At 62.4% G+C, this 23,540-nt stretch carries 23 protein-coding genes; 13 read left to right on the top strand and 10 right to left on the bottom strand.

What is annotated here, in order from left to right; all coding sequences use genetic code 11:
• Positions 1-263 precede the first annotated feature (263 nt).
• From C8264_RS06975 to C8264_RS06990, 4 genes are read left to right on the top strand one after another with little or no spacing between them, the layout of a single operon-like run.
• Positions 264-1,268, top strand: a complete 1,005-nt coding sequence (locus C8264_RS06975; RefSeq protein ID WP_108460242.1) for an ABC transporter permease — start codon at positions 264-266, stop codon at positions 1,266-1,268.
• A gap of 6 nt (positions 1,269-1,274) precedes the next feature.
• Positions 1,275-2,132 (top strand): ABC transporter permease, encoded by an 858-nt coding sequence (locus tag C8264_RS06980; protein ID WP_108460243.1) that lies wholly within the window; start codon positions 1,275-1,277, stop codon positions 2,130-2,132.
• A gap of 4 nt (positions 2,133-2,136) precedes the next feature.
• On the top strand, positions 2,137-3,165 hold the full coding sequence (locus tag C8264_RS06985) for an ABC transporter ATP-binding protein (RefSeq protein ID WP_108460244.1): 1,029 nt from the start codon (positions 2,137-2,139) through the stop codon (positions 3,163-3,165).
• A complete protein-coding gene (locus C8264_RS06990) occupies positions 3,162-4,076 on the top strand; it encodes an ABC transporter ATP-binding protein (protein ID WP_108460245.1) in 915 nt (304 codons plus the stop codon). Before C8264_RS06985 ends, C8264_RS06990 begins: the two co-directional genes overlap by 4 nt.
• 57 nt (positions 4,077-4,133) lie before the next feature.
• Here the strand turns inward: C8264_RS06990 and C8264_RS06995 are convergent, their stop codons facing one another.
• The 3 genes from C8264_RS06995 to C8264_RS07005 all read right to left on the bottom strand — a co-directional run bounded on the left by C8264_RS06995 (position 4,134) and on the right by C8264_RS07005 (position 7,734).
• On the bottom strand, positions 4,134-5,234 hold the full coding sequence (locus tag C8264_RS06995) for a M24 family metallopeptidase (RefSeq protein ID WP_108460320.1): 1,101 nt from the start codon (positions 5,232-5,234) through the stop codon (positions 4,134-4,136).
• Between the two features lie 233 nt (positions 5,235-5,467).
• The gene (locus C8264_RS07000; RefSeq protein ID WP_108460246.1) at positions 5,468-7,054 is read right to left on the bottom strand and encodes an ABC transporter substrate-binding protein; all 1,587 of its coding nucleotides are present in this window, start codon (positions 7,052-7,054) and stop codon (positions 5,468-5,470) included.
• The gene (locus tag C8264_RS07005; protein ID WP_108460247.1) at positions 7,051-7,734 is read right to left on the bottom strand and encodes a helix-turn-helix domain-containing protein; all 684 of its coding nucleotides are present in this window, start codon (positions 7,732-7,734) and stop codon (positions 7,051-7,053) included. The genes C8264_RS07000 and C8264_RS07005 overlap by 4 nt, the downstream gene beginning before the upstream one ends.
• A gap of 203 nt (positions 7,735-7,937) precedes the next feature.
• On the opposite strand from C8264_RS07005, the gene C8264_RS07010 reads away from it, so the two are divergent.
• The 5 genes from C8264_RS07010 to C8264_RS07030 all read left to right on the top strand — a co-directional run bounded on the left by C8264_RS07010 (position 7,938) and on the right by C8264_RS07030 (position 12,068).
• A complete protein-coding gene (locus tag C8264_RS07010) occupies positions 7,938-8,939 on the top strand; it encodes an ABC transporter permease (RefSeq protein ID WP_425430669.1) in 1,002 nt (333 codons plus the stop codon).
• Positions 8,939-9,838 (top strand): ABC transporter permease, encoded by a 900-nt coding sequence (locus C8264_RS07015; RefSeq protein WP_205245631.1) that lies wholly within the window; start codon positions 8,939-8,941, stop codon positions 9,836-9,838. Before C8264_RS07010 ends, C8264_RS07015 begins: the two co-directional genes overlap by 1 nt.
• Positions 9,838-10,671, top strand: coding sequence for an ABC transporter ATP-binding protein (locus tag C8264_RS07020; RefSeq protein ID WP_205245632.1), 834 nt, complete (start codon positions 9,838-9,840; stop codon positions 10,669-10,671). Before C8264_RS07015 ends, C8264_RS07020 begins: the two co-directional genes overlap by 1 nt.
• Complete coding sequence (locus C8264_RS07025) at positions 10,668-11,417, top strand: ABC transporter ATP-binding protein (protein ID WP_108460250.1); 750 nt, start codon at positions 10,668-10,670, stop codon at positions 11,415-11,417. Before C8264_RS07020 ends, C8264_RS07025 begins: the two co-directional genes overlap by 4 nt.
• 159 nt (positions 11,418-11,576) lie before the next feature.
• A complete protein-coding gene (locus tag C8264_RS07030; RefSeq protein ID WP_108460251.1) occupies positions 11,577-12,068 on the top strand; it encodes a GAF domain-containing protein in 492 nt (163 codons plus the stop codon).
• 60 nt (positions 12,069-12,128) lie between these two features.
• On the opposite strand, the gene putA is transcribed toward C8264_RS07030, so the two are convergent.
• Entirely contained in the window at positions 12,129-15,518 is a 3,390-nt protein-coding gene (putA, locus tag C8264_RS07035) for a bifunctional proline dehydrogenase/L-glutamate gamma-semialdehyde dehydrogenase PutA (protein WP_108460252.1), read from the bottom strand.
• 121 nt (positions 15,519-15,639) lie between these two features.
• On the opposite strand from putA, the gene C8264_RS07040 reads away from it, so the two are divergent.
• A complete protein-coding gene (locus tag C8264_RS07040; protein ID WP_108460253.1) occupies positions 15,640-16,107 on the top strand; it encodes an Lrp/AsnC family transcriptional regulator in 468 nt (155 codons plus the stop codon).
• A 151-nt stretch (positions 16,108-16,258) separates the two neighbouring features.
• Here the strand turns inward: C8264_RS07040 and C8264_RS07045 are convergent, their stop codons facing one another.
• The 5 genes from C8264_RS07045 to C8264_RS07065 all read right to left on the bottom strand — a co-directional run bounded on the left by C8264_RS07045 (position 16,259) and on the right by C8264_RS07065 (position 20,441).
• On the bottom strand, positions 16,259-17,296 hold the full coding sequence (locus C8264_RS07045) for a sulfate/molybdate ABC transporter ATP-binding protein (protein WP_108460254.1): 1,038 nt from the start codon (positions 17,294-17,296) through the stop codon (positions 16,259-16,261).
• A 12-nt stretch (positions 17,297-17,308) separates the two neighbouring features.
• Positions 17,309-18,181: a sulfate ABC transporter permease subunit CysW gene (cysW, locus tag C8264_RS07050; protein WP_425430667.1), complete on the bottom strand. Its 873-nt coding sequence runs from the start codon at positions 18,179-18,181 to the stop codon at positions 17,309-17,311.
• On the bottom strand, positions 18,171-19,040 hold the full coding sequence (gene cysT / locus C8264_RS07055; RefSeq protein ID WP_108460256.1) for a sulfate ABC transporter permease subunit CysT: 870 nt from the start codon (positions 19,038-19,040) through the stop codon (positions 18,171-18,173). The genes cysW and cysT overlap by 11 nt, the downstream gene beginning before the upstream one ends.
• A gap of 262 nt (positions 19,041-19,302) precedes the next feature.
• A complete protein-coding gene (locus C8264_RS07060; RefSeq protein WP_108460257.1) occupies positions 19,303-19,779 on the bottom strand; it encodes a group III truncated hemoglobin in 477 nt (158 codons plus the stop codon).
• Positions 19,776-20,441 carry a helix-turn-helix transcriptional regulator gene (locus C8264_RS07065; RefSeq protein ID WP_108460258.1) on the bottom strand — a complete coding sequence of 222 codons (666 nt, stop codon included), beginning with the start codon at positions 20,439-20,441 and terminating at the stop codon, positions 19,776-19,778. Before C8264_RS07065 ends, C8264_RS07060 begins: the two co-directional genes overlap by 4 nt.
• Before the next feature lie 86 nt (positions 20,442-20,527).
• On the opposite strand from C8264_RS07065, the gene C8264_RS07070 reads away from it, so the two are divergent.
• The 3 genes from C8264_RS07070 (at position 20,528) to C8264_RS07080 (ending at position 22,193) form a co-directional block, all read left to right on the top strand.
• Positions 20,528-21,130 carry a superoxide dismutase gene (locus C8264_RS07070; protein ID WP_108460259.1) on the top strand — a complete coding sequence of 201 codons (603 nt, stop codon included), beginning with the start codon at positions 20,528-20,530 and terminating at the stop codon, positions 21,128-21,130.
• Positions 21,131-21,265: 135 nt separating this feature from the next.
• Positions 21,266-21,805 carry a flavin reductase family protein gene (locus C8264_RS07075; RefSeq protein WP_108460260.1) on the top strand — a complete coding sequence of 180 codons (540 nt, stop codon included), beginning with the start codon at positions 21,266-21,268 and terminating at the stop codon, positions 21,803-21,805.
• A gap of 85 nt (positions 21,806-21,890) precedes the next feature.
• On the top strand, positions 21,891-22,193 hold the full coding sequence (locus tag C8264_RS07080) for a DUF6894 family protein (protein WP_108460261.1): 303 nt from the start codon (positions 21,891-21,893) through the stop codon (positions 22,191-22,193).
• Between the two features lie 221 nt (positions 22,194-22,414).
• Here C8264_RS07080 and C8264_RS07085 read toward each other — a convergent pair whose 3' ends face one another.
• Complete coding sequence (locus tag C8264_RS07085; protein WP_108460262.1) at positions 22,415-23,440, bottom strand: sulfate ABC transporter substrate-binding protein; 1,026 nt, start codon at positions 23,438-23,440, stop codon at positions 22,415-22,417.
• Positions 23,441-23,540 lie beyond the last annotated feature (100 nt).

The following is a 23,540-nucleotide window of genomic DNA, read 5'->3' on the forward strand; positions in this document are numbered from 1 at the left end:
TTGCGGTCCCGCGCACGCCTTGCCGTTTTGTGGCGTGCCAATGTCTCAGTCGACACCCTCCCCCTTGCGGGGAGGGACCATGGGTGGGGAGCGAGAACCCCGGTATCGTGGCTTCCAACACCCCCTCCCCAACCTCCCCGTCAAGGGGAGGTGCCGCGCGGTGGTTGTGGCGGTATCGAGAGAGCGCCCGTCACCCGGCCTTCGGCCGACCTCTCCCCGATGGGGAGAGGAAAGACAAGCAAGAGGATGGTTGAGGAGGCCGAATGCAAGGTTATTTCTGGTTTGTAGGCAAACGGCTGCTGCAATTGTTCGCAGTGATCTTTTGCGGAATTTCGGCGACGTTCCTGATTACCCATCTGTCGCCAATCGATCCTGTCGAGCAGGTGCTTGGACGGCTCTCGGCCCGCTCCAACCTGTCACCCGAAGCCATTGCCTCCACGCGCGCCGCGCTGACGGAGATGTATGGCACGGGCCAACCCATACTGAACCAGTATTTCAACTTCTGGACGCGGCTGCTGCGCGGGGATCTTGGTCCGTCGCTGCTGGCCTTTCCAACGCCTTCCATGGAACTGGTCACCCGGGCCATGCCATGGACGCTGGGCCTGTTGGTGACGTCGACCGTTTTCACCTTCGTGATCGGCAATTTGCTTGGCGCACTGGCGGGCTACAATCCGGATAACCGCTTCTTCAAGGCGTTCGGGCTGATCGCCATGGGCGTGCAGCCGATCCCCTACTATATCGTCGCGTTCATTCTGCTGATCATCTTCGGCTTCCTGTTCCCGGTGCTGCCGATTTCGGGAGGCTTTGCGATGGACGTAAGGCCGGCCATGAACTGGCAGTTCATCCTGTCGATCCTGCAGCATTCCCTTCTTCCGGCGCTTTCGCTGGTGCTGGTCGGGTTCGGCGGCTGGTTCCTGGGCATGCGGGCGCTGGTGAGCAATGTGGTCAACGAAGACTACGTCACCTATGCGGGGCTGGCCGGAGTCAAAAAGCAGACCATCGTCGGCGGCTATGTCATCCGCAATGCGCTGGTGCCGCAGCTGACAGCGTTGGCCATGGCGCTGGGTGGTGTATTTTCGGGCACCGTCATTACCGAGCAGGTGTTCAACTATCCCGGCATCGGCTCGCTGCTGATCGACGGGGTCAATTATGGCGATTATTCGCTGGTGCTGGCGGTGTCGACCGTCTCGATCACCGCAGTGGCGCTGGCGATTTTCATCGTCGACCTGTTGCATCCCCTGCTCGATCCTCGCGTGCGGGCGGAGTAACCAGACATGTTCAGCGTTTTCCGCGACCTCATCCGCTACAATATCGAATTCGCCATCGGCCTGATCCTGGTCGGCGCGGTGGTGATCTTCGCCTGCCTGAGCTATTTCGCGCCGGTAGACCCTACCCTGATCTACGTGGCCATGCCCGACCAGCCGCCTTCCGGGCAGTACTGGTTCGGCACCAATTCGCGCGGGCAGGATCTGTTCTGGCAACTCTCCGCGGCATTCCGCAACAGCCTGATCTTCGGCATCACCGTGGCGGTGCTCAGCCGCATCATCTCGATCACCGTCGGACTGCTTTCGGGCTATGTCGGCGGCTGGGTCGACCGGGTGCTGATGTTCATCAACGACATCTTCGTGGCCGTGCCGATCTTTCCGATCCTGGTGCTGTTCTATTTCGTGCTGCGCAACAATATGGACAGCTTCACGCTGGCGCTGATCATGGCCTGTTTCGGCTGGCCGTTCGACGCCCGCCTGATCCGCTCGGTGGCGCTGGGCCTCAAGCATCGCGAATTCACCCGCCATGCTGTGTTTGCCGGCATGAGCACGCCCAAGATCCTGCTGGAAGAGCACCTGCCCTATGTGATGCCGATCGTGTTTTCGACCTTCATGGCGAACATGCTTTGGTCGATCGGGCTCGAAGTGACGCTGGCGGTGCTCGGCTTCACCAACCTCAACAACCCCACCATCGGCACGGTGCTATACTGGGCGATCTCGCACTCTGCCATCGTCGTGGGCGTGTGGTGGTGGATCGTCATTCCCGTGGTCCTGATCGTCATGACCTTCCTGGGTCTGTTCCTGCTGGCCGTCAGCATGAACGAATATATCGACCCGCGCAGCCGGCTGCGCCGCATGGGAGCATAGCGCCATGACACAGGATATTCTCACGGTCGACGGGCTCAAGGCCTATTACCAGATGAATTATTTCGGCGTGGAACGCGAAGTGCGGGCGGTCGATGGCATCACCATGACCGTGCGCAAGAACGAGATCTACGGCATTGCCGGGGAAAGCTCGTCGGGCAAGACCTCCTTCATCAAGGTGCTCGCGGCCGCCATTCGCCCGCCAATGCGGGTGGTGGACGGCTCCGCCAAGTTCAACTTCAAGAACGGGCCTATCGATGTGACCACGGCCACACCCCAGCAGATCGAGAGCATTCGCTGGCGGCATCTGAGCTACATCATGCAGGGCTCGATGAGCACGCTGAACCCGGTGCGGCGCATCGGCAAGACGTTTGAGGACTTCGCCAAGCGACCGTTGGCGGCGAGCGGCACGCCCTATCGCGAGCGGGTGCTGGGGCATCTGGAACGGCTCAAGCTGCCGGCCGATGTGCTCAACGCCTATCCGCACGAGCTATCGGGCGGCATGCGGCAGCGCGTGACCATCGGGCTGGCGACCGTGTGCCACCCAGAATTCGTGATCGCCGACGAGCCGACCACGGCGCTGGATGTCGTGGTGCAAAAAGAAGTGCTGGGGCTGATCCGCGAAATCCAGCAGGACATGGGGAGCTCGGTGGTGTTCGTGACGCACGACATGAGCGTGCATGCCAACATGACCGACCGCGTGGGTATCATCTATGCCGGGCGGCTGGTGGAGGAAGGGCCGACGCGGCAGATGTTCTTTGCGCCCAAGCATCCCTATACCGCGCATCTGGTCGCAAGCCTGCCGCGCATTGGGGACACGACGCAGCGCCCGGCGCTGGAAGGTCGTCCGCCGAGCTTGGCCAACCCACCCGCCGGATGCCGCTTCCACCCGCGTTGTCCACTAGCCATCGACAAGTGCAAAACCGAGGTGCCGCCGCTGATCCCGGTGGCGAACGATCATCGCAGTGCCTGCTGGCGTTGGCAGGATGTCGGGCCGCTGGTCAAGCCGCATCAGGCGAATAGGGTGATGGCATGAGCACGCTGCTTGAGGTCAAGGAAGTTTCCAAGCAGTTCACCATGGGCGGCATGCTGTCGCGCAAGATCGTGCGAGCCGTGGAAGGCGCTTCGCTGTCGCTGAGCGTCGAGAAGCCCGAGATCTTCACGATCATCGGCGAGAGCGGTTCGGGCAAGACGACCCTGGCACGCATGATCCTGGGGCTGGAACTGCCCAGCAGCGGCGAGATCAGCTTCCGCGGCAAGACGGTGAGCCACAAGGTGGGCCGTGCCGAGCGGCTGGAATTCATGGCCAATGTGCAGCCGGTGTTCCAGAATCCGTTCGAGGCATTCAACCCGCTCAAGCGGATCGACCGCTATCTGGAATCCACCGCCACGCGGTTCCTCAAGCTGCGCCAGCGCGACGATATCGACGCGGCGATGGATGGCGCGCTGCAAAAGGTGGGCTTGAGCCTTGCCGAAGTGCGCGGCCGCTATCCGCACGAAATGAGCGGCGGGCAATTGCAGCGCGCGGCGATTGCGCGGGCGCTGATCCCCAATCCGCCATTGCTGGTGGCTGACGAGCCGGTGTCGATGGTGGATGCAAGCTTGCGCATGAGCATCGTCAATCTGCTCAAAAGCCTGCGCGATGATCTCAAGGTATCGGTTATCTACATCACCCACGATCTGGCGACTGCGTACTACATTTCCAACCGGCTGATCATCATGCAGCGCGGGCGGATCGTGGAAATGGGCGATGCGCGCACGGTGCTGGACAATCCCGAGCATCCCTATTCTCGGCTGCTCAAGGCCAGCGTGCTGTCGACCGAAGACGCGGGCGACGGCAAGCTCGCGACTGATCCAGGCATGGTCGCGCTCGCAGGCGAATTGGTGAGCAAGCCCGGACGGCTGGTGGACCGACCGGATGGCCGGCTGGTGCGGGTTTATGGGTAGGCTCTTCCCTTGTCCCCTTTAAGGTGCCGCGTAGCGGCGGATGAGGGGTTCTGCGCCCTACCCCGCGGCCACTGCGGTTCTCGGCATCTCGGAGAGGCTCTCGGCTACCCCGTTGCGGATGATGACGATCTCTTCGAGGCGCAGGCCGAAGCGGCCTTGCAGGTAGATGCCGGGCTCGATGGAGAAGACCATGCCCTCGTCGAGGATCGTGTCAGACGTGGCGGTGATGTAGGGCGTTTCGTGAATGTCGATGCCCAGGCCGTGGCCGGTGCGGTGGAGGAAATTGGGGCCGTAACCGGCGGCAGTGATTACATCGCGGGCGGCCTTGTCGACAGCGCTGGCAGCGGCACCGGGCCTGGCAGCGGCGATTGCGGCTTCAACGGCACGGTCGAGCACGGCATGGATTTCGTCGAATCCTTCGGGGGCCGAGCCGAAATAGCCAACGCGCGTCATGTCGGAGGGGTAGCCATTGATTCGGCCTCCCGTGTCGATCAGGACTGCATCACCGGCTTTTAGCTGGGTTTCGCCGGTGTGGTGATGGGGGAAGGCGCCGTTGGGCCCGAAGCAGACCGAGGTAAATTCGGGCGTCGCGCCATTGGCCTTGTAGAAATCGCGGATCACCGAGGCGATCTCGCGCTCGGTGATGCCGGGGCGCAATGCGGCGAAGCCCGCAGCCATGGCGGCATCGTTGAGCACGGCGCTGTCCTTGAGGGCGCGATATTCGGCGTCGTCCTTGCGCGAACGGAGATAGCCCACGGTATCATTCGTAAAGCGCCGGTGCGCGCCCGGCAGGGCATCGAGAACCAGCAGCGCGAAATCGGCGCGCATGGTTTCGTCGAGCACGATGGAGGGGCTGATCGGGGAGACGCCAGTGGCGTTCAGCAGGTCCTTGAGCGCGGCATCCGGACCATCGGCATCGGCCCAGGGGAAGAACGGCAAATCGGTGTGCTGGCGCGCGCTGTCGACATTGAGCGCGGGCATCAGGAAGCCGGCGAAGCTCTGGCTAACCATAAGCATGACGGGCCGTTCGTCGCCGTGTGGGGACAGATCGGCCAGGTAGACCATGTGGCTGGACGGGCCGATGACCACGAGATCGGTGTTAGTCGCGGCCATGCGGGTGCGAAGGTTTTCGAGGCGCTTGGTAAGAGTGGGGTTCATGATGACCTCGGTGTTTGGTTCGACTGCGCGATTAGTGCTGGACCGCTGAGTCATTCCCGCGAAAGCGGGAACCTCAGTTATTATGCTGGCGTCAATAAACGGAGGTTCCCGCTTTCGCGGGAATGACTCCGTGGATGATGGCGCTGCAGCGGATGGTGGCAAGGAGCCGGGCCGGAGGGAGGAAGCCCGGCTCCTGCGCGGCGGCGGCCCGAAGGTCGCTGCCGCAAACTGCATCAGTTCTTGGTCACGAGGCGGTAGTAGACGAAGTCCGACGTTGCGCCGTTGACGTAGCCTTCGACATTGTTGGCCATGGCGATCTGCAGGGCCGCCTGGAACATGATGACAATCGGGGAAGAAGCCTGAACTTCCTTCTGGATCTCGATGTACATCTCGTTACGCTTGGCCTGATCGGGTTCCGCCAGGGCGGCGGTGACCTTGTCGTTCAACTCCTGCGGAACTGCCCAGGCATTGCGCCAGGTCGTAGTTGCCGCGTAGTTTTCGTCGGAATTGTCCGAGTTGTAGGCGAACGCCTTGGCGTTGGAGTGCGGGTCCATGAAGTCAGGGCCCCAATAAAGCAGCATGGCTTCATGGGTGCGATCCCGGTACTTGGTGATGACCTGGGCGCCGGTGCCGGGCAGGATTTCGAAGTTGATGCCCGCTTCGGCGAACGACGCCTGCAGCGACTGCGCGATATCGGTGAACGGGGTCGAGTTGATGACATCCAGCGTCACGTTGATCGGTGTGGTGATACCCGCATCGGCCAGGATTTGCTTGGCCTTTTCGACGTCGTAGGTGAAGGGCGTTTCGTCATAGGAGCCGGGGAAGCCCTTGGGCCAGAAGGCCTGGTGCTTTTCCATCTGCCCTGCGAGGAACGACTGGGTCATGCCATCGTAGTTGACCAGGTAGCGCGCAGCTTCCCAGACGGCTGGGGGCGTCAATTCTTCATCCTTCTGGTTGAACGAGAGGAAGTGGACGGCCGCCTGCGGGTAGCTTTCGACCTTGACCGTGTCGGCTGGCAGGCCGGAGATCTGGTCGGGAGTCAGGTTCTTGGCGATATCGACATCGCCCGAGGTCAGCAGCAATTGCTGGGTCGCGGCTTCGGCAACGTGGCGGATGATGACCGACTTCATGGCCGGCGCGCCGCGGAAGTAGTTCTCATTGGCGGTGAGGCGCACGATTTCGGCCGGGCGATAGTCGGACATCACGAAGGGGCCCGAGCCGGCTGAATTGGTGTTGAGCCAGGCGTTGCCCCAGTCCTCACCCTCGGCATGCTCGGTCACCAGCACTTCATCGACGATCGAGGCCGGGCGGGCGGCGAGCACGTTGAGCACAAAGGCGGATGCGAAGTCACCATCCCACTTCACGACCACCTTGCCATCGGCAATGGTGACCATCTCGTCGATGTTCTCGGGCGTCCAGCCGAGCTGGGTGAGGATGAAGGCGGGCGTCAGGTTGAGCGTGACCACGCGCTTGAAGGAGAACAGCACGTCTTCGGGACGGACCGGATTGCCCGAGGCGAAGGTCGCGTCGCGCAGGGTGAAGGTCAGCGTCTTGGCGGCTTCATCGACGGCCCATTCGGAGGCGAGACCACCAACCAAAGTGGTGGTGTCCTCGGCTTCGTACTGCACCAGGCGGTCATAGACGTTGGTGTTGATCTCGCCCGAGGTGAACTCATAGGCCTGCGCCGGATCGAGCGCAACGATGTCGTCGATATTCTGCGCGATCACCAGCGCGTCGGCGGGGGTGGCGGCATAAACGGCGCCCGCCGCAAGCGGCAGGGACAGCGCGGTGGCCAGCAAGGCAGCGCGTAGCATTTTCATGTGCGTTTCTCCTGTTTTTTATGGGTCGTCTTGGACTTCACCGGCTTATTGACGCCGGGTTTGGGCTTGGCAGCCACCTGGCGCGGCGGGCGCGCTGTGGAACGGAACAGGGCCAGCGTGCCGGTCCAGAGCAGGCGCGCCGGCTGGTCGGTGTGGTTGGACCAGGAATGGGGACGATTGCCGCGAAAGTGCAGCGAATCTCCTGAATTCATCACCATCTCCTCGCCGTCGAGGCGCTGGGTGATGGAGCCTTCGAGCACGTAGAGAATTTCCTCGCCCTCATGCGCCACGGTTTCCGAGCGATAGCCGGGCGGCACCGTCATGACGAAGCTGGAGAGGGTGTTGCCGGGAAAATCGGCGCCCAGCCGCTCGTAGATCATGGATGAGCCATTGACCGAGAACTGGTTGCGCTCGCCGGCACGGGTAAGGGCGGCTTGTGTGGCGGGCGCCGACACGAAATAATCGACACCGACGCCAAGAGCGCGGGCAATCTGTGCCAGCGTGCCGAGGGATGGCGTGGCGTGGTCGCGTTCTACCTGACTAAGGTAACCGACGGAAACTTCGGCCAGTTTGCCAAGGGCCTCGAGCGTCATCTGCTGCTGGCGACGGCGCGCACGGATCAGCGCGCCCACCTTGGGGTGCCCCTCCAGTTCGGCCTTGCCTATCGTCGCAAGTGTCATCCCGCTCCACCAAAATTTTTTTGATATAAGCAAAGTTTTCTGTATGGTGAAAGCGAAATGTGAAGCCGCTCACAGTCTGCAGGAGAGTCAGCCTGCAGGCGTAATGCCTTGTTTGCGCTGGAGAATAGCTTTTGAGCCTTGACCCGCAGATTGTCATATCCCCAATCCCGCAAGCGCAACGAAAGCGCCGGTGGGGGCGTGGCATTTCGGCGATTGCGGGGTTCGTAGCGACGGTTTTCCTCACCTTTTTGGGGCTGCTGGCCATCACCTTCTTTATCGGCCGGGTGATCCCTATCGATCCGGTGCTGGCAGTGGTCGGGGACCGGGCGAGTAATGCGGTTTATGAGGCGGCGCGCGTCAGCATGGGGCTGGACCAGCCACTCTATATTCAGTTCATCCAGTATGTGGGCAATGTGCTGACCGGCGATCTCGGGATGTCGGTGAGTACCGGGCGGGCGGTGGTCGAGGACATCAGCCGCTTCTTCCCCGCAACGCTGGAAATGGCGACCATCGGCATCATCATCGGCGTGGTGATCGGGGTGCCGCTGGGGGTTATCGCCGCCAGCCGGCAGGGCTCGGTCATCGACCAGATCATCCGGGTGGTGGGCTTGCTGGGCTATTCGATGCCGGCTTTCTGGCTGGGGCTGGTGGGCCTGGCTGTGTTCTATGCCCGCCTGCGCTGGGTGGGCGGACCCGGGCGGCTCGACATTTTCTATGATGGGCTGGTGGACCCGGTGACGGGCTTGATCCTGGTCGACAGCCTGCTTGCCGGTGAGATCGACATTTTCTGGAACGCGATCAGCCATTTGATCCTGCCCGCCTCGGTGTTGGGCTTTTTCAGCCTCGCCTACATCGCGCGCATGACTCGAAGCTTCATGCTCGACCAGTTGAGCCAGGAGTTCGTCACCACCGCGCGCGTCAAGGGCGTGCCGGAGCGGGTGGTGATCTGGCGCCATGCGTTCAACCCCATCCGTGTGCCACTGATCACTGTGATCGGGTTGAGCTATGCCGGCCTGCTTGAGGGGTCCGTGATGATCGAGACGGTGTTCTCCTGGCCCGGTATCGGTAACTACCTGACCACGGCGCTGCTGAACGCCGACATGAATGCCGTGCTCGGCTCGACGCTGGTGATCGGGGCCGTGTTCATTTTCATCAACAAGATATCCGATGTGCTTTATCGGGTGCTGGATCCGAGGGCTCGGTGATGACAACACGCGACTGGCTGCTTGAGGATTCCCCCAATTCGCGCTGGCAGGCAAATGCCGGGCGCGCCTATCGGGTGTTTACGGCCCTACTTCGCAATCCGCTGTCCGTGATGGGCGGCATCATCATTCTCGTCCTTATCCTGACGGCGATCTTTGCACCCTGGCTTGCCCCCTACTCCGCCACGGGACAGGACCTCGCAAACCGGTTGGCGCCGCCTTCGGGCACCAATTGGATGGGCACTGACGAGCTGGGCCGGGATATCTTTTCGCGCGTGATCTGGGGGTCGCAGATCACCCTGACCATCGTTGCGCTGGTGGCATTGATCTCGGCGCCACTGGGCCTCCTCATCGGGGCGATTGCCGGCTATTTCGGCGGCTGGACCGATCGGGTGCTGATGGGCATCACCGACATATTCCTGTCCATGCCCAAGCTGATCCTGGCCTTGGCCTTCGTTGCGGCGCTTGGACCCGGCATCAACAACGCGATCATCGCCATCGCCATAACCTCCTGGCCCGCCTATGCGCGCATTGCCCGCGCCGAGACACTGACCATCCGCAATGCCGAGTTCATCGCCGCAGTACGCTTGCAGGGGGCGGGCCCGATCCGGGTGATCGTGCAGCACATCCTGCCGCTGTGCACCTCATCGATGATCATCCGCGTGACGCTCGACATGGCCGGGGTGATCCTGACCGCAGCCGGCCTGGGCTTTCTCGGATTGGGCGCGCAGCCGCCGCTACCCGAATGGGGCGCGATGATATCGCGCGGGCGCACCTTCATCCTCGATCAATGGTGGGTCGCGACTATGCCGGGCTTTGCCATCATCATCGTGAGCCTGGGGTTCTGTTTCCTGGGCGACGGGTTGCGTGACGTGCTTGACCCGAAGAACGAGGGCAAGTGATGGCGCCGCTTCTTTCGGTACAAAACCTGCGCGTCAGCTTCCCCACTCATCGCGGGCGGGTGGAAGTGGTCAAGGGCATCTCCTTCGAACTTGGCAAGGAGCGGCTTGGCATTGTCGGCGAGAGCGGCTCAGGCAAGTCAATGACAGGCCGCGCCATCCTCAAGCTCATCCGCAAGCCGGGGCTGGTGACGGCTGACAAGCTCGAGTTTGATAGCATCGACCTGCGCAACCAGAACGAAAAGCAGATGCGCCAGGTTCGTGGCGCGCGCATTTCGATGGTGATGCAGGACCCGAAGTTTTCGCTGAACCCGGTGATGACGGTGGGCGAGCAAATCGCCGAAGCGCTGGTGACGCACGAAAAGCTGCCGCGGCGCGAGGTGAATGAACGCATCCTCGCCATGCTGGAAGCGGTTCGCATCAACGATCCCAAGCGGGTGGCGGGGCTTTATCCGCACGAGGTATCGGGCGGCATGGGGCAGCGCGTGATGATCGCGATGATGCTGATACCCGAGCCGGAACTGCTGATCGCTGATGAGCCGACTTCGGCGCTGGACGTCAGCGTGCAGGCGCAGGTGCTCGATATCATCGACGACCTGGTCACCAGCAAAGGCATGGGGCTGATCCTGATCAGCCATGACCTGAACCTGGTCAGCCGCTATTGCGACCGGATATTGGTGATGAATGCTGGGCAAGTGGTGGAGGAATGCGCGGAGGGGCAGTTGAGCGAGGCGCAGCACCCTTATACGCGCGGGCTTTTGGCCGCCATGCCGACAATCAACGAGAGCCGGGACGAACTGCCGGTGCTCGACCGGACGCAATGGGCGGGCACATGAACGCGATCACGCTATCAAACGTCGATATTTCCTATGGCGACACCAAGGTCGTGCTTGGTGTGAACCTCGAAATCGCCGAGGGCGAAAGCTTTGCGCTGGTGGGCGAGAGCGGGTCGGGTAAATCGACAATCCTGCGGGCCATTGCGGGGCTCGCGCCTGACTGGACTGGGGAAATCTCGGTGCTCGGTCAGCCGCGCAGCCATGGCGTGGACCGGCAGGTTTCGCGGCAGTGCCAGATGGTGTTTCAGGACCCGTACGGCTCGCTGCATCCGCGCAAGACCATCGACGCGACGCTCAGCGAGCCGCTGACCATTCATGGCATCGGCAATCGCGGCGAACGGGTCGAGGCGATGCTGCAGGCAGTGGGGCTGGATCGGCGCTTCCGCTTCCGCTTCCCCCATCAGCTTTCCGGCGGGCAGCGGCAGCGCGTGGCGATTGCCCGGGCGCTGATGCTGGAGCCAAAAGTGCTGCTGCTGGATGAGCCAACTTCGGCGCTCGATGTGTCGGTGCAGGCGGAAATTCTCAATCTGCTGAAGCGGCTGCGGCGGGAACAGGGACTGACCTATCTGCTGGTCACTCACAATCTGCCGGTGGTGAGCTTCCTGTGCGACCGGCTGGCCGTGATGCGCCATGGGCAGATCGTCGAGGTGGCGGATGTGGACCAGCTCAAGCAGGGACGCCTCAGCCAGGCGTATTCGCAGGAACTGCTCGCGGCCACGGAAGGGCGTGCCGGCGCGGAAGCATAGCCAACCACAACGTTGTCCTCGGGCTTGATCCGCTGAGAGTGGCCCTCGGATCAAGTCCGAGGGCAGCGCCGGTGGTTGTGAGGGACGCATGCCGCAGGACCCGCGCGGTGGGCGCAAAGAATACGGCGCAAGCCGGAATACAGACCAAGGATAAAATCGATGAACGACTATTCCCAAGCCATCGCGCAATTCGATGCCGCCATTGCCGAGGCCAAAGGCGCTGACCAGGCGTTTGGTGCACTGCAGGCGCTGGTGCAGGCGACGGTTGGCGCCAAGCTCTTCACCTATATGAGCGTGGACATGGCGAACGAAGTGGCTCGGCGCGCCTACACCAGCGACCCCGCGAACTATCCGGCATCGGGGACCAAGCCGATCCGCTACAACTCCTGGTTCGATATCGTGCACAAGGAACGGCGCTATTTCGTTGCCAATACGATCGAGGCCATCGCCGAGGTTTTCCCCGACTACGAACTGATCGACTCGCTGGGGTGCCAGTCGGTGGTGAATATGCCGGTGGTGATCGGCGGAGAGCTGGTCGGCACGGTCAACATGCTTGACGTCACCGGCTATTATACGCCCGAGCGGGTGCAGATGATCCGGGATGTGATCGCAGTTCCAGCGAAGTTGGCTGCCTTGGTTGCGGCACGCTAGGACACCCCAAACTCTCACCCTCGAGCCAAGCCCGAGGGTGACCATGATTGATAGAGGCCCCTATTCCGCCTGGGCCATCAACGACGCATTACCGCCGGCCGCCGTGGTGTCGATGCAGATATGGCGTTCCACCTGCAGGCGGCTCGCTTCATTCTCGCAGGTAACCAACGGGATGATGGCGCCGGAGCGCTCGCTCAAGGCGAGGCGGATGGCGCGCAAATCGGCATCATCGGCAAAATAGGCCACCGCCTGGAAGGTATTGGCGACACGCAGTGTCGTCAGGTCCAGCTCGGCCAGAATAGCCGTGTTGCCAAGACTTGCGGCCATCGCCGCCTGCGTCTGCTGATCGGCCGTGGTCGGACCCAGGCAAAGCACGGTGCCGCGAGGCGCCACATGCATGATGTTGCTTTCCCCGGTTGGGCCGGGAAGCGTCACCGGCGCGGTCTGCGGCTGGCTTGCGGCTCGCGTGAAGCGCGGCAAATAGTGCGGACCGCCGGCCTTGGGCCCTGTACCGGACAGACCTTCGCCGCCAAAGGGCTGCGAGCCCACGACCGCGCCGATCTGGTTGCGGTTGATGTAGATATTGCCGGCGTGAATGCTGGTGGAAACTGAGCGCACGCGCGAGGAAATGCGGGTGTGCATGCCGAAGGTGAGCCCGTACCCCGAAGCGTTGATCGCGGCAATGACCTTGTCGAGTTCGCTTGCCTTGAAGATTGCAAGGTGCAGCACCGGCCCGAAGATCTCCTCGGCAAGGTCCTGGATACCGTTGACGCGGACGATGGTGGGCGCAACGAAAGTTCCCTGTCCCGGCGTCTTCAAGCGATGAATCAGATTCCCCGAACCTTCGTAAGCATCGATATATGCTTGGATTTTCGTCCGAGCGGACTCGTCGATGACTGGGCCGATATCGGTCGCCAGATGCCACGGATCGCCCAGCGTCAGTTCGTCCATGGCGCCCTTGAGCATCTCGATTGTGCGCTCGGCGGTGTCTTCCTGCAGGTAGAGAATGCGCAGGGCCGAACAGCGCTGGCCGGCAGACTGAAAGGCCGATCCCAAGATATCGCGCACCGCCTGTTCAGGGAGCGCGGTGGAATCCACGATCATGGCATTGAGGCCACCGGTCTCGGCTATTAACGGCGCGGTCGGCGCCAGGTTTGCAGCCATGGCCTCATCGATCTTGCGAGCGGTGGGGAGCGAGCCGGTGAAAACAACGCCCGCTATCTTGGAGTTCGATGTCAGCGCCGTGCCGACCTCACCGGCGCCTGGTAGCAGCTGGATCGCATCGGCGGGAATACCGGCCTCCCGCATCAGTTGCACAGCGCGGAAGGCGATCAATGGGGTCTGCGGCGCAGGCTTGGCGAGAACCGGATTGCCGGCCACGAGAGCCGCAGCGATCTGACCGGTAAAAATGGCCAACGGAAAGTTCCAGGGCGAAATAGCCGCGATGGGACCAAGCGGCGCTGCAAGTGGCTGCGCTTCGGCCTCAGCCGCGTAGTAGCGCAGGAAGTCCACCGCTTCGCGCACTTCGGAAACCGCATCAGCCCAGGACTTGCCGGCTTCGCGAGCGAGCAAGGCAAAGAGTTCCGGTCGATTGGCTTCGTAGAGGTCGGCCACGACGCGCAGCAGGCTGGCGCGGGTAGCGACTGGAGTGGCGCCCCATTGAGAGGCTTCGGCCGCGGAGATCGCGTCGGCGACCTGCTGCGGGCTTGCGTCAACAACCGTGCCGACCTGATCGATGGGATTGGAGGGATTGGTGAGCGTGGTGGAGGGTCCATTTCCCCTGCCATCCGAGCCGCCCGCGAGCAATGGATGCGCCTGCCACTGCGTCGTCACGAAACGGTAGCGGGCTTCGTCCATGGCGGCGAATGCCACGGGATCGGTGAGATCGAGGCCGGCGGAGTTGCCACGCGCACCGAAAATGTCTGCGGGAGCGGGAATCGCCGCGTTGGGCAGCGATGGCAGGCTGAGGAGCTTGCCGATCGGGTCCTCGGCAACGACGGATGCCGGAATGTCCTCGTCGGCGATCTGGTAGACGAAGGAACCGTTGGCGCCATTTTCGAGCAGGCGGCGGACCAGATAGGCCAGTAAATCCTTGTGCGCGCCGACCGGAGCATAGATGCGGGTGCGCGTGCTGTGATTGGTGCGCAGCACTTCATGGAGGCGCTCGCCCATGCCATGGAGGCGCTGGAACTCGAAACTGTCGTTGAAGCGCCCAGCTTCTGCGGCGAGGTGGAGCACGGCCGATGCCGTATGGGCGTTGTGCGTGGCGAACTGGGGATAGATGTTGGAGGAGGCAAAGAGCCGGCGGGCGGCCGCGATATAGCTGACGTCGGTTGCCGCCTTGCGGGTGAACACCGGATAGCCTTCGAGCCCCAGAACCTGCGCGCGCTTGATCTCGGCATCCCAATACGCGCCCTTGACGAGGCGCACCATGATGCGACGATCGAGCGATCTGGCCGTGGCGTCGAGCCAATCGATCAGGGGCACGACGCTTTTGCCATAGGCCTGGACGACGACGCCGAATCCTTCCCAGCTCGCAAGTTCTGGCGTGGCGAGCACTTCGGCGATGATGTCGAGCGACAGATCGAGCCGGTCGGCTTCCTCGGCGTCGATGTTGAAGCCCATATTGGCAGCGCGGGCCTGCAAGGCCAATTGGCGAGTCGCATCAACGAGTTCGGTCATGACGCGCGAGCGTTGCGCGAACTCGTAGCGCGGGTGCAGCGCCGAGAGCTTGACGGAAATGCCGGGATTGTCGCGCACGGACGATGCCGTGCAGTGCGGTGCGAGGCTCGCGATGGCGCGGCTGTAAGCGTCGAAATAGCGCTTCGCATCGGCCGAGGTGCGGGCGGCCTCGCCCAGCATGTCATAGGAATAGCGATAGCCCTGCGCTTCGGGCTTTTTCGCATTGACGATGGCTTCATCGATGGTGCGGCCGAAAACGAACTGCGACCCAAGAAGGCGCATGGCCTGGCCGACTGCGGCGCGAATGACGGGTTCGCCCAGGCGAGCAACGGCACGGTGCAACGCGTTCTTTGGTCCGACATTGGGATCGCCCAGCACGTCGGCCGTGAGGCCGAGAGCCCAGGACGAAAAATTCACAAGCTGGTTGCTGGAGCCGCCGAAATGGCTGGTCCAATCGGACCCGCCGACCTTGTCATGGATCAGCCGGTCGACGGTGTCCGCATCGGGCACGCGCAACAACGCTTCGGCGAGCGACATAAGCGCCACGCCCTCGTCGGTCGCGAGGCCATATTCGGAGAGGAACGACTCCATGAGCCCCAGCCGATTGCCAGTGCGAACGGTGGTAACCAATTGCTCGGCATGCGTCGAGATGACACCGCGCGCTTGAGCCGAGAGGCCGGTTTGATCGATGAGTTGGCGGACGAGTTGCGTCTCGTCGGCAAGGGTGCTGGCGCGAAGGGCGTGACGGGCGGCGGAGATGTCGGTCATGGGGGCTCTGGATCCACAGTAGGCCCCAGAATATAGCCTTCGTGTTAGGCGTTTCGCCTGATCTTCTGGCGCCTGAGCGCCTTGTGCTTTATTCAATAGGCACAAGCCAGGACATACGCCCATGAAAACCGTCAGCTACGAGACATTGGACCAGATCGACCGGCATATTCTCGGCGAGCTGTCCCGAGATGGACGGATCAGCGTTGCGGAGTTGAGCCGGCGGGTCAATCTGAGCAAGACCCCGTGCCAGGCGCGGATCACGCGATTGGAGAAGGCGGGCTACATTCTGGGCTACCGCGCGGTGATCGACCCCAAGCGGCTTGGCCTGCCGCATGTGGCGTTTGTCGAGGTGAAACTATCGGACACGCGCAAGGGTGCGCTGGCAGCGTTCAACAAGGCGGTGCGCGCCATCCCGGAAGTGGAGCAGGCGCATATGATCGCATCGAGCTTCGATTATCTGCTCAAGGTGCGGACCAAGGACATCGCCGATTATCGCGAGGTGCTCGGAGAAAAAATCTCCGCCCTGCCCCATGTTGCGCATACATCGACGCATGTGTCGATGGAAGCGGTGAAGGGGGACGAGGAGTAGGGTTAGTCGATATTTGGCTGATGCTGGTCTGCAAACGCCAGGTTCCTGCGCTTCCGGTGCTCACGTACCCCAAGGTACGCTGCGCTCCGGTTCTCGCAACCCAGCATTTTCGACTCAGCCTGAGCCAAATCTTGACCAACCCTCAGTAGCGCTACGCTGCCGGAAACAGCTTCCAACGCCTTGGCCTGAACGCAAGGCGGGATTTTTCGCCAGCGGGGTGGTCGAACGGCAGATCGACCTCGACGTGCTGCCCCTCGCCGCCAATGGCCAGTTCCACCCGGCGCGTGCCGCCAACGCGGCGGGAGGTGGTGACGACCCCGGAGAGCGAAGCATCGGCTTCGATCAGTTCCACATCATGAGGACGGAAAAAGAGCCGCGCTTTCCCAGGTTTGGCGTCACCCGCCGGAACGCCGATGGCACGGCCGCCCACCCAAAGCTCGTTGTTTTCGACGACCACCGGCAGTTCGCTCGACTCACCGATGAAGCCGAAGACGAATGGGGAGGTGGGCTGATCATAAACGCTGTCGGGCGTGCCGACCTGCTCGATGCTGCCCTGGCTCATCACGCAAAGGCGGTCGGAAAGCTCCAGCGCTTCTTCCTGATCGTGAGTGACGAACACGGTCGTGTGCCCGGTACGATCATGGATTTCACGCAACCATTTGCGCAGTTCGCGGCGGACCTGGGCATCCAGCGCACCAAACGGCTCGTCGAGCAGCAGGACGGCCGGCTCGATGGCCAGCGCGCGGGCAAGCGCGACGCGCTGCCGCTGGCCGCCGGAAAGCTGGTTGGGATAGCGTTTTTCAAGGCCTGAAAGCTGCACCAGATCGAGCAGCTCCAGCGCGCGGCGACGGATTTCGCCGGCCGGTGGGCGGCTGGACCGTGGCCGCACCTTGAGGCCAAACGAGACATTCTCGAGGATCGTCATGTGACGGAACAGGGCATAGTGCTGGAACACGAAGCCGATATTGCGCTCCTGGACCGTCTTCTCGGAAGCGTCGGTATCGCCAAAGAAAATCTTGCCGGCGGTGGGCATTTCGAGGCCCGCAATCAGGCGCAGCAGCGTGGTCTTGCCCGACCCGGAAGGTCCGAGCAGCGCGATCAGCTCGCCCGAGCGGATATCGAGCGAGACATCATGCAACGCCGGGAACCGGTCGAATTCCTTGCGCACATTTTGAACGCGTACTTCCATAGACACCAAATCCTATTCGTGTGTACCGGCGGCGATTTCTTCGCCGAAGCGCCATTCGAGCACGCTTTTGAGCACCAGCGTAACAAGCGCGAGAAGCGCCAGCAAAGAGGCCAGGGCGAAGGCTGCCGTGGCGTTGTATTCGTTATAAAGCATTTCCACCTGCAACGGCATGGTGGTGGTCTGGCCGCGGATCTTGCCCGAGACCACGGCCACCGCCCCGAACTCGCCCATAGCGCGAGCATTGCAGAGCAGCACGCCGTAGAGCAGGCCCCATTTGATGTTGGGGAGCGTGACGCGGAAAAACGTCTGCCAGCCATTGGCGCCGAGCGAAAGCGCGGCTTCCTCGTCCCCGGTGCCCTGGTCCTGCATCAGCGGGATCAGTTCACGGGCGACGAACGGAAAAGTCACGAAGATGGTGGCGAGGACAATGCCGGGCAACGCGAACAGCACCTCGATGCCGTAGCTCTTAAGCCAGGGACCAAGAAAGCTCCCTGCCCCGAACAGCAGCACATAGACCAGCCCGGAAATAACCGGCGACACCGAAAACGGCAGGTCAATCAGCGTGATCAGGAAGGCCTTGCCCTTGAATTCGAACTTGGCGATGGCCCAGGAGGCGGCGAGGCCGAAGATCACGTTGAGCGGCACCGCGATCGCCGCGACCAGCAGCGTCAGGCGAATGGCGGCTTGCGCATCCTTTTCCGACAGCGCCGCCAAAAAAATATCGATGCCCTTGCTGAATGCCTCGTGGAACACGGCATAAAGCGGCAGCACCAGAATGACGCCCATGAAGATTAGCGAGATGCCGATCAGCAACCACTGGACGGGGCGGCTTTCACTGGTGGGTGAGATGCGACGGTGACGGCGGGCGGTCAGCTTAGTTGCCATAGCCATACCTCCGGCGCGACCACGCCTGGATTAGATTGATGGCGAATAGCAGGGCAAACGACAGCAACAGCATGACTGTGGCGATCACGGTGGCGCCCACATAATTGAATTCCTGCAGGCGAATATAGATCAGCAGCGGCGCGATTTCGGAAACAAATGGGATATTGCCGGCGATGAAGATGATGGAGCCGTATTCCCCCACGCCGCGCGCAAAGGCGAGGGCGAAACCGGTCAGGATTGCCGGGGTGAGGCTGGGCAGAATGACCTTGGTGATGGTCTGGAAGCGGTTGGCGCCAAGGGTCGCGCTGGCCTCCTCGATCTCGTGGCTCACTTCCTCGAGGATAGGCTGGATGGTGCGCACGACGAACGGCAGGCCAATGAAGATCATGGCGATGACGATGCCGGCGGGGGTGTAGGCGATACGCCAACCGAGCGGCGCAAACAGCCAGCCCACCGTGCCGTTCGGCGCGTAAATGGCGGTGAGTGCAATGCCTGCAACGGCGGTCGGCAGGGCAAAGGGCAGATCGATGATGGCGTCGAAGATGCGGCGGCCGGGGAAGCGATAACGCACCAGCACCCAGGCGATCAGGGTGCCGAAGACCACATTGACGCCTGCAGCGATCAGGGCCGTGACGAAGCTGACGCGGAGGGACCCGAGCACGCGCGGGTCGGTTGCGGCCTTCCAGAAGCCTTCCGGCCCGAGACCTGCCGAGCGGATAGCCAGGGCCAGCAGGGGAATGAGGATGATCAGCGAGAAATAGGTGAGCGTGAACCCGAGCGTCAGTCCGAAACCCGGAATGACGCTGGGCCGGCGGAAGCTCCACCCCTGGCGTCGCGCAGTCGATACAGCCGTGCTCAAGCGGCGGTCCAGGCAGAATTGGCAATGCGCATGTCGACACTCTCAACAGTTCGGCGGCCAAAACCTAGTTGAATGGTCGGGTTTATCAAAGGTGGAGGCTTGGCGTTTGCCCGGAGAGGTTTGGAAAATAATTCTGCGGGTGGGGCCCGGGGGAGATTCGGGTCAAGGTTGCCCCGGCGTAATTCCCGCGAAAGCGGGAACCTCACTTTGGCTGAAGTGGGATTCCCGCTTTCGCGGGAATGACGTCGTGGGGTGGGGTATCCTAGGAGACGGCTTCACGCTGCAAAGGCGCCATGCCGGTTATATCTTCGCCACGGCGCATGGCGATGTTCATGCGGAAACTGTTGGCGATGCGTTCGGAGCGCTCGATGAACAGGTCAGCAATTTCGGGCGGGCAGAGTTCCTGGACGGTACGGCGAAACAGTGCCAGCCAGCGCATGAAATGAGGATCGGCGAGTTCGGGGATCGCCATGTGCTTGGGCATGGGGCGGCCGCCATAGCGGCCGGTGCCCAGCAGCATGGAGCTCCAGAAATCGGTGATGACATCGAGGTGGTGCGGCCAAGCCTCGGGCGCGATGACGCGGTTGAAGATCGGACCGATCAGGGTGTCACGACGCACATCGGCGTAGAAGCGGTCGACGACAGCGCGGATCATGGTCTCATCGAGATTTTCCGGCGTTTCCCAGCCGACGCGCTGGTGGCGGGTGCCGGCGGGCGGGCGCGGATTGTCGTTGGTCATGCCTGAAGCTCGCGAATGGAGTAGGTGCAGCGGCGGCCGCCTGAAACGATGTGTTCGGTGCGCGTGACTTCAGCGGAGGGCCCGAGAACGGCGCGGAAAACATCAAGCTCGGCCCGGCAAAAACCCTGGCAGGCCGTAGCTGCAGCGCAGATGGGGCAGTGATTTTCCACCAGAACGATGGTGCCGTCCGCCTCTTCACGCCAATCGGCCATATAGCCTTCGGCCGAGCGGAGCTGGACGAGCGTGGCGACCTTGTCGCGCAGCGACAGACTATCGGCCAGTGCCGTTTCATAGGCGTTGCGAGTAATGTCCTCGCGGGTCGAAATCATCGTATCGAGGGCATCCTGCCCCAGAGATGAACGGATGATGTCCAGCAGCTGGACGGTAAGCCCGGCATGGGTATCGGGGAAACGCGCCTGGGCCGCGGGCGTGAGTGTCCACCGCTGCGTCGGGCGCCCTACCCCGCTCGCCTGGCTGGTCGCAACCACGAGCCGCTCCTCGGCCAGGCGCGCGAGTTGCTGACGCGCAGCCTCCCCGGTGGTGCCGAGCATGTTGCCCAAGGCGGCGGCGGACATGGTGCCGTGCATCTTGAGCGCCATCAGCACCCGTTCAGCGGGGCTGCGAGGCGACCATTGTGCGTTTTCCAAGTTCTGGCTTGACATATCACCGCGAGGTTTTCAAAGTCGGTGCTTGGAAATTAAGCTTCACACCGCCGAAATGCAAGCGGTGCAATCCGAGGAGACGAGAAATGGCGTTTGAACTACCTGCCCTTCCCTATGCCCATTCCGCACTTGCCGAACGCGGCATGAGCCAGGAAACGCTGGAGCTGCACCACGACAAGCACCACCAGGCCTATGTGACGGCGCTGAACGGGTTCGTGGAAAAGAACCCCGATCTCCAGGGCAAGTCGCTCGAGGAGATCATCGCTTTCGCCAATGGCAAGGCTGACCTGGCGCCGGTATTCAACAATGCCGGCCAGCACTGGAACCACATCCATTTCTGGAATGCGCTTTCGCCGAACGGTGGCGGCCTGCCCGGCAAGCTCGAAAGCAAGATCGTCAGCGATCTGGGCAGCGTCGAGGCGTTCAAGGAACAGTTCAAGACCGCAGCGACCACTCAGTTCGGTTCGGGCTGGGCGTGGCTGGTGCTGGGCACCGATGGCAAGCTCAAGGCGACCAAGACACCGAACGGCTCCAATCCGCTGGCGACGGGCGAAGGCAAGCCGCTGCTGGGCCTCGACGTCTGGGAGCACAGCTACTACGTCGATTTCCGCAATCGCCGTCCAGATTACGTGACCAACTTCCTCGACAAGCTCGCCAACTACGAGTTTGCCGAAGCCAATCTGGGCTAAACGCCTCACACTACGCAGCGCCATCCCGGTTTTATGCCGGGGTGTCGCCGACCCGGCGCCATCAGTTCTCGCAGCAAGCGGAACAGTTAAGCGGATGGGCTGGTTACCATTCCGAATGAGAGAACCAAGCTAGTGATGGCCGATTTCGAACTGCCGGATGCCATGAAGCTCCGCCTGCCGCGGCGACCGGTGGTCGGCGACTCCGAATTCCGGGCGGCCATGTCCGCCATCGGAGCAACCGTGCATGTGGTAACCGCGCGCCGAGGCGACGAGCGGGTGGGCCGGACAGTCACATCGCTGATGTCGCTCGCGGCCGAGCCCCCTACCGTGCTGGTCTCGATCAACATCATGAGCCGGCTGGCGGACATGATCGCCAAGACGGAGGGCTTTTCGGTGTCCGTACTGGCCACTGACCAGCAGCATATTGCAGACGCATTCGCGGGCCGCCTGGACGCCAGTGAGCGGTTCAACCTGGGAGAATGGAGCGCCTGGCCCTCGGGTCATCCATTGTTGATGGGGGCGGCTTCGGCGCTCGATTGCGAAGTGATCGGCTCGATGGAAACGGGCACGCATGTGCTGTTCGTCGGCGCGATCGTGGATGCCGAGACCAGCACGAGCCGTGCGCCGCTGATCTGGCAGCGGCACCAATATCATCAACTTGCCGGCACCGACTGAAACTGGCAGGCTGGATGGCGAACTCGCCCTGCCCCGCAACCCATTGCAGGCAGCGGCATTTCTCCCGAGACCGAGGGAGGCGCGTATGCCCCGATATTTCTTCCACTACCGCACCGATGATGAACTGATCCGCGACCAGGATGGCCGCGACCTGCCGAACCTTGATGCGGCGGAACATAGCGCGGCCGAGCTTGGCCGGGCGATCGTGGAACATGCCGCCAGCAAGGGCGACGACACCCGCGTGCCTCGCTCCATCGAGATCACCGACGCGGCCGGCGAAGAACTGCTTTATGTGGTGTTCTGGGCCGGACCCAAGGCTGGTGCCGATGTGGGCGATGAACCGGTCGACGTGGGCGATGAACCGGTCGACGTGCCGACGGTGCATTGAGGGGGTACGCCGCCTACCTCCCCTTTGGGGAGTGTTCACTTTAGCCGCACGGATCAGATCTATCCCCGCCACCGTGCTTCCCTCGGGCCTGACCCGAGGGTCACGTCCCGCAAACACACCGCTCCGGCAAGGGCTCCCTTGAACGGCCCTCGGGTCAAGCCCGAGGGCAGCACGGCGTTCTTGGCTGCCTCGCGCCAGTGGCAGACGTCTTCTGCGGATGCCTACTGAGCACCCGAGTAAATCTGATCAAAAACCCCGCCATCTCCGAAAAATCTCGGCTGCGCTTCGCGCCAGCCGCCGAAGTCCTCGATGGTGACGAGATTGACCTCGCCAAAGCGGGCGACTTCCTCAGGAGCGGCCGCTTCTGGCTTGAAGGGGCGGTAGTAGTTGGCGGCGGCGATAGCCTGGCCTTCGTCGGAATAGAGATATTCGAGATAGGCCTGGGCCAGGTCGGTGTTGCCCTTTCTTTCGGCGTTGCCGACGACGAGCGCTACCGGCGGTTCGGCCAGGATCGAGACAGATGGCGTCACGATGTCGAAAGCATCGGGGCCGAGTTCCTCAAGCGCGAGGTAAGCCTCGTTTTCCCAGGCCAGCAGAACGTCACCGATGCCGCGCTGCACGAAGGTGGTGGTGGAGCCGCGGGCGCCGGTATCGAGCACGGGAACGTGCTTGTAGAGTTCGGTGATATAGGCTTGCGCCGTTTCATCGGAGCCGCCTTCCTGAGCCTTTGCCCAGGCCCAGCCCGCCAGCAGGTTCCAGCGCGCGCCGCCTGAGGTCTTCGGGTTCGGCGTGATGACTTCGACGCCGTCCTTGATCAGGTCGGGCCAGTCATTGATGCCCTTCGGGTTGCCCTTGCGGACCAGGAACACGATGGTGGAGGTATAGGGTGCGTTGTTGTTTTCCAGCGTGCCGCGCCAATCGGCCGGGATCAGCGCCGGGTCGGCATCGGAAATGGCGTTGATGTCGCTTTCGAGCGCCAGGGTCACGACGTCAGCTTCCAGCCCATCGATGACCGTCCGCGCCTGGGCGCCAGAGCCGCCATGGGTGGTCTGGATGGCGACGGTTTCGCCGGCGGTTTCCTGCCAGTGGGCAATGAAGGCTTCGTTAAACTGCTGATAAAGCTCACGCGTGGGGTCGTAGCTGACATTGGTCAGGGTGCGTTCCTGGGCATGGCCAGTAACCGCGAAACCCAGCACCAGCGCTGCGGCCAGGCCCGAATAGGCCAGGATTTTCGTTGCAGTCTTCATCTCTGTCTCCCGGTGAGATTGAATAGCGAAAGACTACCAGAGCAGTGGGGTATTACAAGGCCGCGGAATTGCGCAGCACCACCCACGGCAGAACATCCTT

Origin of the sequence: Devosia naphthalenivorans (assembly GCF_003056355.1) — a bacterium.
GTDB lineage: Bacteria > Pseudomonadota > Alphaproteobacteria > Rhizobiales > Devosiaceae > Devosia > Devosia naphthalenivorans.